The 18,211-nt window shown below is 55.1% G+C and carries 14 protein-coding genes, 1 tRNA gene and 1 pseudogene; 9 read left to right on the top strand and 7 right to left on the bottom strand.

Annotated elements, in window-relative coordinates; all coding sequences use genetic code 11:
• Positions 1–153: 153 nt before the first annotated feature.
• From PFER_RS12530 to cdr, 7 genes and pseudogenes are all read left to right on the top strand, one after another.
• Entirely contained in the window at positions 154–4,542 is a 4,389-nt protein-coding gene (locus PFER_RS12530) for a S8 family serine peptidase (RefSeq protein WP_048149783.1), read from the top strand.
• Between the two features lie 122 nt (positions 4,543–4,664).
• Positions 4,665–5,543 (top strand): SPFH domain-containing protein, encoded by an 879-nt coding sequence (locus PFER_RS05820; RefSeq protein WP_048149781.1) that lies wholly within the window; start codon positions 4,665–4,667, stop codon positions 5,541–5,543.
• A 20-nt stretch (positions 5,544–5,563) separates the two neighbouring features.
• Positions 5,564–5,977: an NfeD family protein gene (locus PFER_RS05815; RefSeq protein ID WP_048149774.1), complete on the top strand. Its 414-nt coding sequence runs from the start codon at positions 5,564–5,566 to the stop codon at positions 5,975–5,977.
• A gap of 52 nt (positions 5,978–6,029) precedes the next feature.
• Entirely contained in the window at positions 6,030–6,329 is a 300-nt protein-coding gene (locus tag PFER_RS05810; RefSeq protein ID WP_048149772.1) for a DUF424 domain-containing protein, read from the top strand.
• Positions 6,330–6,352: 23 nt separating this feature from the next.
• Positions 6,353–7,653, top strand: a pseudogene (locus PFER_RS05805) (RNA-guided endonuclease InsQ/TnpB family protein).
• Positions 7,654–7,739: 86 nt separating this feature from the next.
• The gene (locus PFER_RS05800; protein WP_048149769.1) at positions 7,740–8,900 is read left to right on the top strand and encodes a 60S ribosomal export protein NMD3; all 1,161 of its coding nucleotides are present in this window, start codon (positions 7,740–7,742) and stop codon (positions 8,898–8,900) included.
• Between the two features lie 80 nt (positions 8,901–8,980).
• Positions 8,981–10,306 (top strand): CoA-disulfide reductase, encoded by a 1,326-nt coding sequence (cdr, locus tag PFER_RS05795; protein WP_048149767.1) that lies wholly within the window; start codon positions 8,981–8,983, stop codon positions 10,304–10,306.
• On the opposite strand, the gene PFER_RS05790 is transcribed toward cdr, so the two are convergent.
• The 7 genes from PFER_RS05790 to PFER_RS05760 all read right to left on the bottom strand — a co-directional run bounded on the left by PFER_RS05790 (position 10,296) and on the right by PFER_RS05760 (position 16,477).
• Positions 10,296–11,561 (bottom strand): MFS transporter, encoded by a 1,266-nt coding sequence (locus PFER_RS05790; RefSeq protein WP_048149764.1) that lies wholly within the window; start codon positions 11,559–11,561, stop codon positions 10,296–10,298. The genes cdr and PFER_RS05790 overlap by 11 nt on opposite strands.
• Before the next feature lie 82 nt (positions 11,562–11,643).
• On the bottom strand, positions 11,644–12,465 hold the full coding sequence (locus PFER_RS05785) for a hypothetical protein (protein ID WP_048149762.1): 822 nt from the start codon (positions 12,463–12,465) through the stop codon (positions 11,644–11,646).
• A gap of 1 nt (position 12,466) precedes the next feature.
• Positions 12,467–12,739, bottom strand: coding sequence for a hypothetical protein (locus PFER_RS05780; RefSeq protein WP_048149759.1), 273 nt, complete (start codon positions 12,737–12,739; stop codon positions 12,467–12,469).
• 32 nt (positions 12,740–12,771) lie between these two features.
• The gene (locus PFER_RS05775; protein WP_048149758.1) at positions 12,772–13,338 is read right to left on the bottom strand and encodes a CGP-CTERM sorting domain-containing protein; all 567 of its coding nucleotides are present in this window, start codon (positions 13,336–13,338) and stop codon (positions 12,772–12,774) included.
• Between the two features lie 31 nt (positions 13,339–13,369).
• The gene (locus tag PFER_RS05770; protein WP_048150275.1) at positions 13,370–14,560 is read right to left on the bottom strand and encodes a hypothetical protein; all 1,191 of its coding nucleotides are present in this window, start codon (positions 14,558–14,560) and stop codon (positions 13,370–13,372) included.
• 449 nt (positions 14,561–15,009) lie between these two features.
• The gene (locus PFER_RS05765) at positions 15,010–16,206 is read right to left on the bottom strand and encodes a cysteine desulfurase (RefSeq protein WP_048149757.1); all 1,197 of its coding nucleotides are present in this window, start codon (positions 16,204–16,206) and stop codon (positions 15,010–15,012) included.
• Between the two features lie 122 nt (positions 16,207–16,328).
• Positions 16,329–16,477, bottom strand: a tRNA-Trp gene (locus PFER_RS05760).
• A 147-nt stretch (positions 16,478–16,624) separates the two neighbouring features.
• Here PFER_RS05760 and PFER_RS05755 point away from each other — a divergent pair.
• Complete coding sequence (locus PFER_RS05755) at positions 16,625–16,864, top strand: hypothetical protein (RefSeq protein ID WP_048149756.1); 240 nt, start codon at positions 16,625–16,627, stop codon at positions 16,862–16,864.
• 126 nt (positions 16,865–16,990) lie between these two features.
• Entirely contained in the window at positions 16,991–18,118 is a 1,128-nt protein-coding gene (gene fbp / locus PFER_RS05750) for a fructose-1,6-bisphosphate aldolase/phosphatase (protein ID WP_048149755.1), read from the top strand.
• Positions 18,119–18,211 lie beyond the last annotated feature (93 nt).

Genomic DNA, 18,211 nt, shown 5'->3' with positions numbered 1-18,211 from the left:
ATGAATCCTTTTGGTTACTAGTTAGATGCTTAACAATACTGTTGGAAGTGCATTAAACTACGCTCGTGAGGATGCCTTAACATTACCAGCGAAACGCTTATATCCACGAAGAAAGTAGTATAGCGATGACCAACCTAGTACGGGGGTGTATAAATGCATAAAAAGACGCTGAGTGTTTTTGTAACACTCTTGATGATACTTGCAGTGGTTCCAGCGGCCTTTGCACTGCCGGCCATGGCTTCAAATACGAACGAACTTAACGTTCCAAAAACTCTCCAGGAGCACACCAAAACAATAGATAAGCCATACGTTCCAAAATCAGTCGTGGCAGCGTTTGTACAGGCAAAGGCAAAGGGATGGGACGTTGTCCCGCTTATAGTCCACCTTAAGAACGGCTACACGGACCGCGATCTATCCCGCGAGGGGTTCATCGTGGGTAAAACCTTTGACTACCTTAACCTTGCCGCCGTGGCCGTGAATGTTAACGATATGGACCTTCTCTATAAGAGCAAGGCGATAGACAGGGTGTGGCTGGACCAGATTTACAAAATCGTTCCGCCCACTCCTCAAAGGGACGGCGACCTCAGGCCGAACTACTTCTTCAGCAATCTGACGCTCTCCGCTGAGGAGGCTCAGGGCCTGGCCAACGTCAGCGTGGAGAGCACCTACGCCAAGGCCATGTGGGACCTTGGCTTTGATGGTAAGAACGCCACAATCGCTGTAATTGACACGGGTGTTGATCCGGGGCACCCCGACCTCCAGTGGACGACGGATGGGAAAGCCAAAATCAAGGATTATGTTGATCTGACCGACACGTGGCTGCTCAGCTATTACTTCGGAATTCCTAACAAGCCCGCCTCAGGATGGTTTGACACTTCCACCACCGTTGAAGCCGCAAACGGCACCGTTACGTACATGGGAAGGGTGTTTGAGCTCCCAGATGATGCCAGCTCAAAGAGCGGCGTCTACCACATCGGGCACGTTGAGGAGCTTGGTGTTGAGCTTGACGGTGACTTCTACAGCGACAATGGTTATGATGCTGACATATACGATGGGTTCCACCACGACCCGTGGGCGGGAGCGATACTCGTCGTTGACAACGCCACCGCTGGAGAGTACAACCTCGTTTACGTTGACACCGACGACGATGGAAGCTTCGCCGATGAGAAGCCCCTCACCCTCTATCGCGCCAGCCCCGGTCCGGACAACGTCGGCGCGTGGGTGTGGTATCCCGACTACGGTATAATGAAGAGCTTTGTCGTTTCAGAGCTTGACGATGAGGGCAACTGGGTCGTGCTCGGCTACGACATGGGCGACCACGGAACCCACGTGGCTGGCACAATAGCCGCCAACGGCTGGATAAAGGGAATGGCTCCCGGTGCTCAGCTGATGGTCATAAAGGTCGGAGCTGACTATGCAGGTTACATCCTCACGAGCTACCTCGTTAACGCGTTTGTTTACGCGGCCCTCGGCCCCGATGGAGTGCCCAACACCGGGGATGAGGCAGACGCAGTCAGCATGAGCATAGGAGGCCTTCCTCAGTTCCAGGTTGGAGATGAGGCCGACGACCTTGTCCTCAACTGGGTGGCCGACCAGTTCGACGTGCCATTCTCGATATCCGCTGGAAACGAGGGCCCGGGCATAAACAGCGTTGGCTCTCCAAGTGTTGCCTTCAACGCCATCTCCGTTGGAGCGGCTATTGAGAAGCTTAGGATGGAGTGGCTCAACGACAACGTGATAAACACCCCCGAGTACCAGTACATCTGTGATGCCTGCAACATAAGCACCATATCCGGCTTCCCGCTCGACCAGATAAGCGATTACGCCGTTGTGGCGACCTTCAGCTCCCGCGGTCCAAACGAGGTAGGCCAGATGAAGCCTACGCTCGTCGCCCCAGGTGGAAACATAATGTCCGCTATGCCGCTTGAGGAACTCTACTTCGTTAATGAGGTTCCCTATCAGTACATGACGGGCACTTCAATGGCGGCTCCGCACGTGGGCGGTGCCCTCGCGCTCCTCATTGGGGCCTACAAGGACACCTACGGAACCAGGCCAACCCCTGACATGGTTAAGGATGCCCTCATAGAGGGCGCAATCCCGCTCAACCAGAGCGTTATTGACGCGGGTGCCGGCTTCCTCAACGTCACGGGGGCGTGGGATGTCCTTAAGACCTTTGACACCGTCGAGGAGTCCCCGCTTGTCTATTCAGGCTATTACGCGAGGGACAGTGAGGCAAGGGAGAACTATCAGGCGGGAGATAACCCCTACGGATATCCCTACATGTACTTCCCCGTTGACTGGGAGTACAACGTGACGAGCGGTATGATTTCCTACCTCAGTGTACTCGGCATGGTGGGTGAATACAACGAACCCATAGGCTTCATCACGATTTACAACTCCGGAGACCAGAACATCACGCTTGACCTTACGGTTACTGGAGAGCTCGCCCCGTACATATTCATGAACGACAACCTCACGGAGCTCATGAACGGAATCGCAAAGACCTCCGTAGAGGTGCCTGCGGGAGATGTTAGTGTGGTGTTCTTCACGACACCCTACTACTTTAACATCACCCTCTCTCCCGGTGTCCACGAGGCAATGATAATCGGTGACGACCCGAACACGAAGATAACTGACATGAGGGCACCTGTGACCATAGTCGTGCCATACGAGTTTACACAGCAGAGCAACTACACCATAAGCAAGACCTTGCACCTCAAAGCCGGTGAGGAGGGCAACTACAACGTTAACAGGCTTCTCTTCAACGTGCCAGGCGATGCACAGCTCGTTGACCTCGAGGTCTACCAGGAGAACGGTGCCGACGTTGTGAGCTTTGTGACGGACCCTGATGGACTATACTACATGGGTATAGGAACCGTCGGCCCCGACATGCCGTCTTACGACAACTGTAGCTACTACTGGGACATGGGAGGCCCGAGGGACAGGCGCTACATCTACGACCCTGAGGGAGGAATCTGGGAGATATTCGCCTCAAACAATTACTTCAACTCATGGACATGGGATGTTTACGCTCCACCTCTCCCCGCCGACATTGACTTCAACGTAACACTCTACGGCGTCGAGAGCACGGGCGATGTGCCCTACGTACCCTACAACGCGGGCCCGGTTATTTTCAACTACACCGTGAAGAACCTCTACGCTCCGATTAATGCAACGGTATTCACGACGGGCGTTGGGCCATACAACGCCAGCATAAAGAACGTTGCCGATGGTGGCTGGTACGTGGAGGAGTTCACCGTGCCGAACAATACGGTGCTCTTCCACGTGGACATAGGCAACCCTGGAGACACCAAGGCAGACCTCGACCTGTACGTTATAGGCCCGGACGGCACGGTTTACACTGACCAGATAGGCCCAACATCGGAGGAGACCTTTGAACTGCTTTACCCAGAGCCCGGCGTTTACATCATAGAAGTCTACGGATGGAGCGTGCCCAGCGGACAGACCGACTTCATGCTCACCAAGTACGCCCTCAGAGACGGCTACCTTCAGACCTACAACCCCATGGCATATCTTGAGACGGGAACCACGGCCAACGTCACCCTTGTACTCGATGCCAACGAGCAGGTCTATCCTGGAGTCAACATCGGTCTCGTTGACTTCCTCCTCAACGAACCCTACTCCGAGGATGGCGTGGCTGAATTCGTAGAGGTGCCAGTCTTCGTCAAAGTCGGTGGCTCGTCCTTCGCCGTTGGTCTCGAGAAGACCGAGGTCCCGATAAGTGACTCACCGACCATAATCGTCAAGGACGCCCTCACAGGGGCACCTGTGCCCGGTGCAGAGGTCTACATTGACGGCTACTACTACGGCCTCACGGACGAGAACGGAAAGCTCAAGCTCGACCTGGAAGCGAACATGCTCCACCTTGGCGAGCACTCCCTTGACGTGACTGTGATGAGGGAGGGCTACGCAACGTTCTCGGGCGAGCTAGGCTACACAGTGGTTGACAACGCTAGTGAGCTGGTGACAACGTCAAGCTCAGACGTCGTCCTTGGAAGCGGCGATATAACGAACTTCGAGAGCTACCACGGCCAGATAAGCCTCACAGTCTCCGGTGATACCGGCGACAGGGCTACGGTAATGGTCACCATGCCGCTTGACGCCTACTACATACACGTCACGGGTGCCGATGTGGTGGGCTACTACGTCGAGAGGGGAACCTACGCTCAATACGTCTTCATAACCGTCGAGTTCCACTCAGATGCAGAGGTGACGATAACCTACAAGACAAGCGCTGACATAATAAGGACGATGGACGTCGTCTGGTACACGCTCTACAACCGCTACGCCATGAAGTTCAACGAGACCTACGAGCAGGCCGTCGAACTCGGCGTTGACAATGAGACCCTCAACGAGGCCCTCAAGCACAAGGACATGGCCGGGGACTACTACGAGCAGGCGTGGCAGTTCGGACACCCGCTCCAGGGACACATACAGGCCGTGCCGTACCTGAGGAAGGCCTACATCCACATGAAGCTGGCCCTCAGGGTTCTTGAGGATGCCATCGAAGCCCTGAGCTGACTCCTTCCCCTTTTCTTTTCGGCTTTTCTCGAAGTAACTTCACGTGTTTCGCAATGATTCATCAGAAAAGTTTATTAACCATTACGACCCATCCCCATTGAAAACTTCAACGGGTGATGGTAATGCCTGCAGCCGTGTTCGGAACGGTACTTGTAATACTCGGGCTCTTCCTGCTGCTGATGCTCGTGATGGGCGTCAAAATAGTCAGGCCCTACGAGAAGGCGCTCGTTGAGAGGCTCGGAAAGTTCAACAGGCTCCTTGATCCGGGAATACACTTCATAATTCCCTTTATGGAGCGCGTTAAGAAGGTTGACCTGAGGGAGCACGTGATAGACGTCCCGCCCCAGGAGGTCATATGTAAGGACAACGTCGTCGTTACGGTTGATGCCGTGGTGTACTACCAGATCATGGATCCCGTGAAGGTGACCTACAACGTCAGCAACTTCCTCATGGCCATCGTCAAGCTCGCCCAGACGAATCTCAGGGCAATAATAGGCGAGATGGAACTTGATGAAACGCTCAGCGGCAGGGACATAATCAACGCCAAGCTTCGCGAGGAGCTCGACAAGATAACCGACCGCTGGGGTGTTAAGATAACCCGCGTCGAGATACAGCGCATTGATCCACCAAGGGACATCCAGGAGGCGATGGCCAAGCAGATGACGGCCGAGAGGGAGAAGAGGGCCATGATACTCCTCGCTGAGGGGGAGAGGGAGAGCAAGATAAAGAAGGCCGAGGGTGAAAAGCAGGCTGCTATACTCCAGGCAGAGGGTGAGAAGCAGAGGCAGATACTCGTCGCGGAGGGTCAGGCGGAGGCCATAAGGAAGGTCCTTGAGGCGCTCTCCCTCGCGGACGAGAAGTACCTTGCCCTCCAGTACATAGAGAGGCTTCCAGAGCTCGGAAAGCAGGGCAACCTCATCGTGCCCTACGACACGGAGTCCCTCATAGGGCTGCTCAAGATGCTCCAGAAAGCCTCGGAAAAACCTAAAAGTCCTGAGTGAGAATGTGAAGTGGTGATGGTATGGACTACCTCCCCATTCTTCTTTTAGTTTTGGGTCTCCTCGTAATCGCGGTGGACATGGCGGTTTCGGCATTCATAACGCCAGTAGGCGTGGCCTTCGCCGTCCTTGGGATTCTCATGGCCGCTGGGGTTCCATTCCTTCCCTCCTTCCTAGTTGCCCTCATCGCCGCGGTGCTCTCGTACTACCTCTTCGCCCGCGTCATCCGAAAGGAAACCAGGGACATAGGAAAGGACAAGTACACCTTCGAGCTTAAGGGGAAGAGGGGAAAGGTGGTGGAGATAGGCAAGGAGCACTACCTCGTGGAGCTTGAAGGCGATAAATGGATCGCCCTCAGCAAGGAGCCGCTGAAGCCCGGGGATAATATTCTGGTGGAGGATGTGGACGGCGTTAAGCTGATCGTCAGAAAGGCATGAGCCACTCCCAAATTTTTTAAACCCTTCTCCCGAGCTTTAATGGGTGCAGGGAATGATATATGTCAAGGTCTACAGGGTGCAGGGAGAGGTTCTTGTGGCGGCATGCGACGAGGAACTCCTAGGGAAGACGTTTCGCGAGGGGGAGCTCAAGCTTGAGGTGAAGGAGAGGTTCTACGGCGGCGAGAAAGTTGATGAGGATGCCCTTGGCCCCCTCCTGGGAGAGGCCACAATAGCCAACCTCACGGGGGAGAGGTGCGTGAAGAAGGCAGTTGAGCTCGGCTACATAGACCCGGAGAGGGTTCTCCGCATTGACGGAGTCCCCCACGCCCAGCTCGCGAGGATGATGTACTGAGGCTATGTTGAGAGCGAGGAAAAATGAAGCGAGCAGTAACCCTCAAGCTCAGCCTTCAAAAGAGCAAGAGAAAGCCCTCAAAGAGTTAATCCTAACCAGCTCCAAAGCCTGGAACAGGGTAAACTACCTTCGCAGGCAAGAATTCTTTGAGGGAAAGCCCGTTGATTTCCTCAAAACCGAGAAAATAGCTTATGAAGAGTTTAAAGCTGAAATCGGTTCCGCAACAGTCCAGCAAATAGCGAGAAAGAACACTGAAAGCTGGCGTTCGTTCTTCTCTCTCATCAGGAATAAACGGAACGGAGAACTCCCCAAGTGGTTCAAACCAAAACCACCGAACTACATCAAAGAAGGAGGCTTAATCGTCCTCAGGAACGACCAATACAAGATTGAGGGTAACAAACTAATCCTCAAAGGCCTCGGAAAGTTCAAGAGACTGGAAGTTCAATTCAAGGGGAGAATTCACTTGAAGGGCAAGCAAGGGCGATTAGAAATAACCTACGACCCCGTAAAGCGGAAATGGTATGCTCACATTTCCTACATGGTGGAAGAGAGGCTTTATGGCCAAGAGTGGGTTGAACTCCCAAGACAGCCGTCAGGCAACCTCTCCGCTGGAATTGACTTGGGAGTGAACAATTTAATGGCCGTTTACGTTGAAAACGGGGAGAGCTTCTTGGTGAATGGAAGACCGCTGAAAAGCATTGCCTTCTACTGGCGGAAGCGGATAGCCAATTACCAGTCGAGGCTTAACAAAAGCGGAGCTAAAAAGAGTAGAAAACTCTCAAGAATGCACCAGAAGGCTAAGCTTCAAGTCAAACACTACATTAACACTGCCGTTAGGCAAACGGTTGAAAAACTGTATCCTCTCGGAGTTTCTAAAATTGTTGTTGGTTATCCAAAGGGAATAGCGAGAAACTCTGATAGGGGCAAAAAACAGAATTATCTTCTCTCTCACGTTTGGCGGTTTAATTACGTCATCAAACGCTTGAGGGAAGTTGCTGAAGAGTATGGTATTCGGGTTTTGGTGGTTGATGAGGCTTTCACTTCGAAAACTTGCCCTGTTTGCGGGAAGCCCCACGAGGGGGCGAGGTTTGTTCGGGGTTTGTTTAAGTGTCCCGCAACGGGGCTTATCTTTAATTCAGACCTTGTTGGTGCTTTTAACATTTTGAAAAAGGCTGTAAAAACCATAACCCCGAATTTGGGCGGTTTGTTCGCCCAAGGAAGGGGTAATGGGGGCGAGACCGTCCCCGAGGGGTTCGAAGAACCCGTTTCAGTTCGGGTTCTGATGAAGACGCCTCGAACCTCCCCGTCAATGGCAAGGGGTTAAGCCGAACCCTCGCCGCTCACGGCGGGGAGGAGGTCAGTGAGGCTAAACTTTTAAACCACCAGCCTTACTCTCTCCCGGTGAGAGAAATGAGTGAGCGCTTCTGCTACAGGTGCGGGATAAGTGAGAGTGAGGGCGGCCCGCTCATAGATGGGCTCTGTCAGGTGTGCTTTAGGAAGGAGAACCCCGTACTTCTCATGGAGGATGAAATCAACACCGAACTCTGCCAGAACTGCGGGAGCTACAAGAGGAACGGGGTGTGGGTCGATCCGCACAGCTACGAGCTGGATGAACTGATATTTGAGGTCGCGGATAACGCGCTCCTTGAGTCCCTTACCCTCGACGAGCGTGTAAAGGAGGTTGAAATTCTTTCCCCTGAGGAGCTTGAGGAAGTGGATGAACTGCCCGTGGGGATGGCGGTTGTGGCGTTCGAACCGGAGGAGTGGCACATCGAGCACTTCCCGGCGATAGTGGTCTACCGCGTGAGGCTCAAGGCGAGGCTCCACGAGCTCCAGAGGGAACTCCACGATGAGGAGAAGGCGGTAACGGTCTACGTCCGCCAGACTGTCTGTCCCCGCTGCTCGAAGTTCCTTGGAGGCTACTTCGAGGCCATACTCCAGGTGAGGGCCGAGGGAAGGCCCCTGACGAAGGGGGAGCGTGAGGAGATAGCGAACCTCGTGCAGCAAAAGGTTGACGAGATAATGAAGCGCGACAGGATGGGCTACATCCAGGACACCGTTGAGCTTGAAGAGGGCATTGACTTCTACATGGGCTCGACCTCCTCGGCAAGAAAGCTCGCGCAGGCAATAAGGGAGCGCTACGGGGGAGAGGTGAACGAGGCCTACCGCCTCATCGGCCAGGACAGGATGAGGAGCAAGAACACCTACAGAACGAGCGTCAGCGTCAGGCTGCCCAAGTTCCTAAAGGGGGACATAGTGGGCGACAGAAACGGCAGAGTTTATCGTGTTGAGTCCCTCGACGGTAGGGGTGTGGAGCTCACGAACCTTGAGACCCACAGGAGCGAGAGGAAGGACTGGAAGACCGCCAAGCGCGAGGGGATAGACACATTGGAGCACGAGAGGAGCGAGGCCATGGTGACGAGTATCACCAGGGACGAGGTTCAGCTCATGGACATGGAGACCTACGAGACCTACGAGCTCGAAAAGCCACCGATGGAGGTTAGGGAGGGGGAAGTTTACCACATGGTCAAAGTGAAGGGCAGGAGGTACTTCCTCTCCAAGAAGGAGTGATAGGGTTTTTTTCTCCCGATGGCCGATTCTGCCCACCAACCTTTTTAACCTTTGGTTTAGAACTCATCCCGGTGATGGGGATGAAGAAAAGTGTGGTTATCATAGGTGGTGGCGCCGCCGGCATGAGCACCGCTTCGCGCGTCAAGAGGCTGAAGCCAGAGTGGGACGTCAAGGTTTTTGAGGCAACGGAGTGGGTTAGCCACGCCCCGTGCGGCGTTCCCTACGTCGTCGAGGGCCTCTCTCCTAAGGAGAAGCTCATGCACTATCCGCCGGAGGTCTTCATAAAAAAGAGGGGCATAGACCTTCACATGAAGGCGGAGGTAATAGAGGTCGAGCAGGGGCGCGTTCGCGTGAGGGAGGAAGACGGGGAAAAGAGTTACGAGTGGGACTACCTCGTCTTCGCGAACGGTGCCTCGCCGCAGGTTCCGGCGATAGATGGCTGCCACCTCGAGGGTGTCTTCACCGCAGACCTTCCACCGGATGCAGTTGCGATAACCGAGTACATGGAGAAGAACCCCGTTGAAAACGTGGTCGTTATCGGAACGGGCTACATAGCCCTCGAGATGGCCGAGGCCTTCGTTGAGAGGGGCAAGAATGTCACCCTCATTGGCAGGAGTGAGAGGGTTCTCAGGAAGACCTTCGACAAGGAGATAACCGACATAGTGGAGGAAAAGCTAAGAGAGAATCTCAACCTCCGCCTCGAGGAGGTCACGCTCCGCATTGAAGGGAAAGAGAGGGTCGAGAAGGTAATAACTGACGCGGGCGAGTACCCGGCCGACCTCGTTATAGTCGCGACCGGAATAAAGCCGAACACCGAGATGGCAAGGGAGCTCGGCGTCAGGATTGGAGAAACCGGTGCCATCTGGACGAACGATAAAATGCAGACGAGCGTTGAGAACGTTTACGCAGCGGGAGACGTCGCCGAGACGAAGCACTTCATAACAGGAAGGCGCGTGTGGATGCCCCTCGCCCCAGCCGGAAACAAGATGGGTTACGTGGCCGGAAGCAATATAGCGGGAAAGGAGATTCACTTCCCGGGCGTCCTTGGAACGAGCATAACCAAGTTCCTCGACCTCGAGATTGGAAAGACTGGTCTCACCGAGGCGGAGGCGATGAAGGAAGGCTACGATGTTAGGACAGCATTCATAAAAGCCGGAACGAAGCCCCACTACTATCCGGGCTCAAGGACGATATGGCTCAAAGGCGTCGTTGACAACGAGACGAACAGACTGCTCGGCGTGCAGGCGGTCGGTGGCGAAATCCTTCCGAGGGTGGACACAGCTGCCTCGATGATCGCGGCGGGCTTCACCACAAAGGACGTCTTCTTCACGGATTTAGCGTACGCACCGCCGTTCGCGCCCGTCTGGGACCCGCTGATAGTGCTCGCAAGGGTTCTCAAGTTCTGAGGACGCTTCCTCTTCTTTCCACGTTTTTTATGGTGCTTCCCATCACGGGGAGCAGGCCACTTAGGGCCATGAAAGCGGCGAGAATCCACTCCCCCTGGAAGCCCACGCCGTTCACAATGAACCCGCTCCCGAGGTTTCCGGCTATCAGCGCCGAGAAGTTCACGAAGTTGTAGCGCCCCATCTCCCTTCCCTTCTCCTTCCCGGGTGCGAGCTCGCTCACGATGGACGTGCCCGCGAGGCTGATGAGGGGCCACGATACCCCCGCCATGACGTAGGCGAGGGGAGCCACAAGCGTGCCACCGAGCATTGTTGCTACTCCGAGCCCCCTGGTGATGAGGCCCCACCTAAGGACTGTGTACGGGTCGCGGCCGTTGAGCATGTTTCCCACCCGTCTGTATAATAGCGTTGATACGAGGGCGTTACCAATGGACATGGTGTAAATTGCCTCCCTCTCCATCCCGTTTAGCGTTAGGAACACGGGGGCCTGGGAGAAGAAGAGGCCCGATGAGAACCAGAACATCGCGCTCGCCACGTAAAAGCTTCTGAGCGTATCCGGCGTGGAGGGTAGGTGGAGTATTCCACTGGGAAGCTGGCGGATTCTCTGGACTGCCGAGTGGCCCTTAATCTTTATTGAATCCCTGTTGACGTAAACAGGTGCCTCCCTGACGCTCCGCGCTAATAGGAAAGCCGCGGGCAGGTTTATGATGGCAAAGACTATGAACATCGCCCTTATATCGAGGAACGCCGACATGAAAAGTCCTATCACGAGGCCCAGTAGCCAGCCCCATCCGCCCACCTCGTTGAAGCGCCCGAGCCCATCGTTCCACTCCCTCTTGCGGAAACTCCTGAGGACAAGGACCACTGGGATTGAGGTCGTCGTGGCCAGGAAGAACGCGTAGATGCCGTTCATTACTATGAACTCGGTAAGACTTCCCGTTATGGCGAAGAGCGCCAGGAAAGCACTCACGCTCGCGAAGCCGAGGGTGATGAAAACCCTCCTCCTCAAAAGCCTGTCCGAGAGGTTCCCCCAGAAAACGCTCCCCACCATTGAGGCAAAGCCCGATACGGCGTTGGCTATCCCGACGTCCGCACCACTTCCCCCCAGGGCGAGGACGTAGAGGGGGATTACAACGGAGCTTCCCCCCGTGGCAACCTTAAAGGGGATGAAGGAGTAAAACCACCTGTTCTTTGCCCGGCCGCCGTGGAGACCGCTGACCTTCATTGCGTGGAGGTGGGGAGTGTTTTTTCTCGCCATTTTTTCACCTGAGGGGCCGGGGGAGGAAGAAGAGCTTATAAATGTTCCTGAGCCTTAGGGGTGCTCAATGTATATCATTGTACTACGGGCGGGCCCTGCCCCTCCTCCACGCGGTCCATATGAGCTCTGCCCCGTCCGTGGGCTCAAGCAGTCCGTCCTCGGCGAGCTTCACGAAGAAGTCGAGAGCTTTTCTTCCATCCACGTGGGAATAGGCGGGGAACTCGAAGCCGTAGATGTGTTTGAGCCTGAAGTGGGGGATGTGGAGGAGCCTCATGGGGTTGACCAGCGCTATCCCCTCCCTGAAGGTCACGCCGTAGGGAAAGTCCGCCAGCACTATATCGAGGCCCTTTTCCTCCGCCAGCTCCACGAGCCTCTCCTCGTTGGGGAAGAATATCTCCTCTGGAGAGCCGTCGAGGGGCTCAAAGCTCAGTCGGGGGAAGGAGTAGCGAATGCCGACCGGGACCGCCTCAAGACCGAAGTCCCTCGCGAACCCGAGGAGTGCTTTGGCGTAGACGCTGAGGAAGACAAGGGCCCTTCCGTTGTTTTTTAGGGAGGGCCACCGCATGGGTGGGTAGTTGAGCTCCGCCTCCATCAGCGGAAGGAGGAACTCCAGCTGCGTGCCCCTTACCTTCTCCATGTTTTCCCTTACGTTCCTTCGCTTGATCAACAGCTCAAGCTTGGAGTGCACGGTTATCCTCTCAACCCCGAGCCGCTCCTTGAGCTTTCCAACTACGAAGCTGTTGCCTATTATCGCGCTTTTGTCGGCCCTGTCCTGGCCTATTATGTAGAGCCTTTTGGCCTCTTCTTCGTAGATGACATCCTCTACCACGAAGGGCACGATGTCAAAGCCGTTCTCGCGCCGTATCTTTATTATCTCTTCAGCTATCCTCTCAGGCGTGAACACGCTACCACCCGTAGACCTTCATGCAGCCATAGATTTCCTCAGCTATTCTTAAAGCTTCCTCCGTCTCTGTGGTGCCCTTGACTATAATCTTCCCCTTCCTGAGGACGCTTACCTCGTACCCCTTCCGGAGTATGGCTATGTGGGGGGTCACGCGCTTTATCACGAAACCCCTCTCGCTCAGACACTCGCAGAGCTCTTCGAGGTCAACGTCAAAGCTTCCCTCAGGGGTTACGTAGACGGCTTTGGACGTAGAACAGGGTCTGGCCACGAACATTTAATCACCAAAAACGAAATATGAGAGAAAATTCATAAACTTTTTCTCATTGCGAGGGGAAGGATAGCCAGAAGGCCTATGAGGGCAGGCCCGCACACACCTTTTTCTGCCGTGGTTGGAGTCTCCCCTACTTCCACATTTGAGGTCGGGAAGGTGTAGCTCACCCACACCTCGCCGGAGGGCATCGTTATGGCGTTTTCATTCATCTCAAGGGGCGCTTCGCTGAGGGCCACGAGAATGGCCCCCTCGGGGAGCACCACGGTCACGGGAGAGGAGGCGTTGATGCTCAGCGTCCATACATCCCCCTCCTTCTCCAGGAGCGATGGCGTTGTGTATGTCACGTTAACGACCTGCGCCCCCGCGGCTTCAACGTGGAGGGAGCGTCCATCGAGGGTGTAGGGCAGAGGGTTCCCGTTCTCATCAACCACGAAGACGTCGGTATACTCCGGCGGGAGGACCAGATCAACGCTCGTGGTGTACTCCTCCATCGGAATCTCGAGGCTCACCACCGCGTAGCCGTCTTCATATGGTTCCACCGTCATCCCCGCACTCACGAAGGGGAGTATGAGGAGCAGCGGAAGGATAAGAAGGCGTTTCATTTGATCACCTCCAAATGTGAAAAAGGAAAGGTCAGCCGTGCCAGAGTATGAACTCCTCGACCCTGTGGGTGAGGTCGAGGGCTATGGCGAAGTGGGCCTTCGCCTCCATGGGCCTCCCGCGCTTGAGCAGCTCAACTCCAAAGCGGAACTCCTGCATAGCAGTTCTCAGCTGAAGCTCCGCCCTCCTGGTGTCCACACCTTTCCTGTGGAGCTCCCTAAGGGCCTTTCCGTCCTTGGTGAGCCTTCCGTACATCTCCCTGAGGAACTTCTTGACGTCCTTCATCCTCTCCTGGACTTCCCTCTCGTGAGCCTTTCTCTTTATGAACTCCATCGCCTTGTAGAACTCCCCTATGGCTTCCCTGTTCTCTTTCATAACGTCCAGGGCCCCGGTGTAGTTGCCCTCATCGGCCATGCCCTTAACCTCGTCGTAGACCGCCTGGAAAGCATCGAGCCTCTCCTGAAGCTCCGTGACGTTTGCACCGGTCTCGTTGGCCTTCGCTATAACTTCCTGAGCCACCTCTATGCCCTTCGCACCCCTCTCGAGGAACGCATTAACGATTTTGTCCGCGTTTGCGTAGGCGAGCTCCTCCCTTATGCCCCTGAGGGCATCGTCGAGCTGGGCCTTGAGCTCCCTCGCCTTTTCAATGTCCTCCTTGGCCTTGGCAAAGTCCTTCGCCTTTATGTCCTCCAGCACCGTGCGGTAGGCCTCCTTAGTCTGGTTAAGTAGCTCGGGGGCGTTGCCCACGTCAATACCCTGCTCCTGGGCCTTGCTTATTATGCGCTCGGCCATCCTGAAGTAGCCTTCCATCCTCCTAACTTCGGCAGGAAGGTCCTCCCTCAGCTCGCTTCTCCTTTCCTTCATGCTCTGGAGCATGACCCTGTAGTGGTGCATCGCCGTCAGGCCGTTTATTATTGTATTGTAATAGTCCCCCTCGTCGTATGCTTTCAGCGCTTCCTCTTTATACTGCGTCGCCAGCTCGTAGTGTTCCATTATTGTGGAGTTCTCCGGTAGTGTGATGTTTGCCATTATGCCGTCCGCCATGCTGCTGAGCTTGGTGAGAGCGTCCACTATGTGTTCGGCTATTATCTGCTCCTGCGTTACGTTCTCCATCTCCGGTGGCAGGGGCTCGGTGTTGGTTCCCTCGTCCGCAAGGCTCAGACCCGCGGGGACAAGGCTCCCCACGAGCAGACCTATCACCAACCATACCTTCAACCACTTCATGTCCATCACCACTACCACCTACGCCTTTCGTCTATTTTAGGGCCCCGGTGAAAAGAACGTTCCGGAACGTTCCATTTTCCACTCTATTGAATATATTGCCCTTTTGAGGACACTGGATTTTTGAGAATCGCTAAAAACCTCTAATAAACGATGAGAAACGTTGTTTTATATTCAGGCCTTTCTCAGGACCAGTCACTAAAGGCACCGTTATCTTCGAGACGTCTACCCTTTCACCTTGGTTCATCCGAGCAATCTCTATCGGGATGAAACCTGGACCGGTTCCGACGTCGAGGGCCTCCCCCTCAATCCGGAAGGTAATCTCCCGGCCAATGAAACTGCGAGGTTCTTCCGCCTTTTGCTCAGAAAGTTGTAAAAATAGGCCCCCGGCACAGGGATTCCCTCAACCTTCATCCTCCCCCGGGGCACGGTTTAGATTTGAAAATGAAAGGCTAACGCAGGCTCTTAACCATCTCCTCCATGACGCCGAGGAAGGTCTCGACTTCCTCAATGCTGTTGTAGACGTGGAAGGAGGCCCTTACTGTCCCGTTTATCCCGAGCTTTTTCATCACAGGCAGGGCACAGTGATGGCCGGAGCGGACCATGATGTTGTGCTCGTCGAGAATGGCCGCCACGTCGTGTGGGTGGAGGTTAGGAACGTTGAAGCTGACAACGCCGGCGTGCTTCCTCAGGTTCCTCGGTCCGTACCACGGAACCTCAAGCCCGTCAAGTCCCTCGGTGATGCGCTTCACTAACTTGTGCTCCTGCCTCTCTATTTCCTCTATCCCTATCCTCTCAATGTACTTGATTCCCGCGGCGAGACCTATGGCCCCGCCAATGTTTGGCGTCCCGGCCTCAAAGCGCTCCGGGGGTTCGGTCAGCTTGTATTCCTCAAGCCACACGTCCTCAATCGTCCCGCCGCCTATGAGGGGCGGCTCGAAGACGTCAAAGAACTCCTCGTTTACGTAGAGCACCCCAATCCCGGTCGGCCCCATCGGTCCCTTGTGACCCGAAAGGCCAAGAAAGTCGGCGTGGAGCTTTTTAACGTCCACTTCCATGTGGCCGGCGCTCTGGGCTGCGTCAACGACGAATATAGCCCCTTCCTCCTTCGCCATCTTCCCGAGCTCCTCAACCTCGTGGATTACTCCGAGGGCGTTCGAGACGTGCTGAACCGCTACGAGCTTCGCTCCCTTTATTTTCTTCTCTGCATCACTGAGGTCAAGGTTGCCCTCGAGGTCGCCCTCAATGAACTCCAGCCTGAGGCCCTTCTTTTTAGCTAACCGCTGCCATGGGAGTAAATCGGAGTGGTGCTCGTAGGGCGTCGTAACTATCTTGTCCCCAGGTTTGAAGAGGTTCTCCAGCCCGAGGGCGGCCAGATTCAAACTCTCGCTCGTGTTCTTGGTGAAGACTATCTCCTCGAACTTCGCGTTGAGGAAGTCAGCGACAACTTTCCTGCTCTCCTCGTACTTGTGGGTCGCCATCTGGGAGAGGCGGTGTATCCCGCGGTGGACGTTTGCGCGGTATTTCAGGTAGTACTCGTCCATTGCTTCAACGACGGGCTTCGGGGTGAGTGAGGTTGCGGTGTTGTCGAAGTAGATGACCTCACTCGTCAGGGGTATGTCTTTTCTAACGTCATCCGGAATCTTCATGGTGTTCCCTCCGCGGTTTAGAATAGCCCTCCGCCAATTTATAGCTTTCTTAAACCTAAAGTTAAGAAGAACCGCGGAAAGGGACAAAGCTGGGCACTGAAAGCGGTAGAAGTGTAAAGCGGTGGTGGGGGCACGGGGATTTGAACCCCGGTCCGCGGGTTTCTCCAGCCGCTCGGGGCTCCAAAGGGTCATCATGCCCCGAGTCAGCAAACCCGCTTGTCCTCATGGCCTCTGGAGCCCGCGATGATGGACCAGGCTACACCATGCCCCCAGACCACTAGTTGGTAGCTGGGGGAATGTTTATAAACTTTGCGGAACGGCTAAGGAAGCCGGGATTGACTTTTTTCATTCCCACGGCGGCCAAATTAAAGCCGACAACGTTATTAACTTTCGAAACGTACATAATACGGTGGATGCCATGACGGAGATACAGCACATCAAGATTGGGGAAGACCGCTTCCGGATAAGTGAGGACGAGGTGGCCAGGAGGGAGCTGAAGGTTACCAAGGTGGATGAGGGTGTTATTCAGGTGCAGGAGGAAGTCCATGGAATAGTTGCCCTCGTGGGTGCAACGAGCAGCGTCAACATCAAGAAGGAGGAGCTCAAGGAGCTGATCAAGATAGTGAAGGAGGAGTTCGGCTGGAACGACATATGCTGAGTTTATTGCCTCTTTTTTGTCTACTTTTTGTATCACTCCTGGTGTTTTTGTATCATTTTTGGTGATATATTTTTGCATGGTAAAATTTTATAAACTTGAAATAGGTAATCCACCACGGTGATGCTAATGGCGATTGGTGAAAAGATTACGGTTAGCGTTATAAAAGCGGACATCGGCGGCTGGCCGGGACACTCAAGGGTTCACCCGCAGCTCATTGAGACCGCGGAGGCTGTTCTCTCAAAGGCGGTTGAGAAGGGCACCCTCATAGACTTCTACGTGGGCAGCTGCGGCGATGACCTTCAGCTCATCATGACCCACAAGAAGGGCGTTGACAGCTCCGAGATACACGGTCTGGCATGGAATGCCTTCGAGGAGGCCACCAAAGTGGCAAAGGAGCTCGGCCTCTACGGAGCGGGCCAGGACCTCCTTAAGGACGCCTTCAGCGGCAACATAAGGGGCATGGGTCCGGGAATAGCCGAGATGGAGATAACCCTCAGGAAGAGCGAGCCCATAGTCACCTTCCACATGGACAAGACCGAACCAGGAGCCTTCAACCTCCCGATATTCAGGATGTTCGCCGATCCCTTCAACACCGCGGGCCTCGTCATTGACCCCAAGATGCACATGGGCTTCCGCTTTGAGGTCTGGGACATCCTCAAGCACAAGAGGGTTATCCTCAACACCCCGGAGGAAGTCTACGACCTCCTTGCCCTCATAGGAGCGAAGAGCCGCTACGTCATCAAGAGGGTCTACCCCAAGGAGGGTCACCCGATAAGCCAGGACGAGCCCGTTGCGGTAGTCAGCACCGAGAAGCTCTTCGAAATCGCGGGAGAATACGTTGGAAAGGACGACCCGGTTGCGATAGTCAGGGCCCAGAGTGGCCTCCCGGCACTCGGCGAAGTCCTCGAGCCCTTCGCCTTTCCGCACCTCGTCAGCGGCTGGATGAGGGGTTCCCACAACGGCCCTGTAATGCCCGTCCCAATGCACCAGGCCAACCCAACCAGGTTCGACGGCCCGCCGCGCGTTGTAGCCCTTGGCTGGCAGATCAGCCCAGAAGGAAAGCTCGTCGGCCCGGTTGACCTCTTCGACGACCCTGCCTACGACTACGCGAGGCAGAGAGCCATGGAAATCACCGAGTACATGCGCAGGCACGGTCCCTTCGAGCCGCACCGCCTGCCCCTCGAGGACATGGAGTACACCACGCTTCCGGGCGTGCTGAAGAGGCTCGAGGACAGGTTCGAGAACATCGAATGAGGTTCTTCCCCTTTATCCTCCTTTTAAAAAGGGGAATCTCTGCCAGCTGGGAGTTCGCTGGGTTTCTGTCTTCCCCTTTACCCCTTCAAACGG

It is taken from the genome of Palaeococcus ferrophilus DSM 13482 (assembly GCF_000966265.1).
GTDB lineage: Archaea > Methanobacteriota_B > Thermococci > Thermococcales > Thermococcaceae > Palaeococcus > Palaeococcus ferrophilus.
The sequence above is the reverse complement of the archived record's forward strand: the minus strand, read 5'-3'. Positions and strand labels throughout refer to the sequence as shown.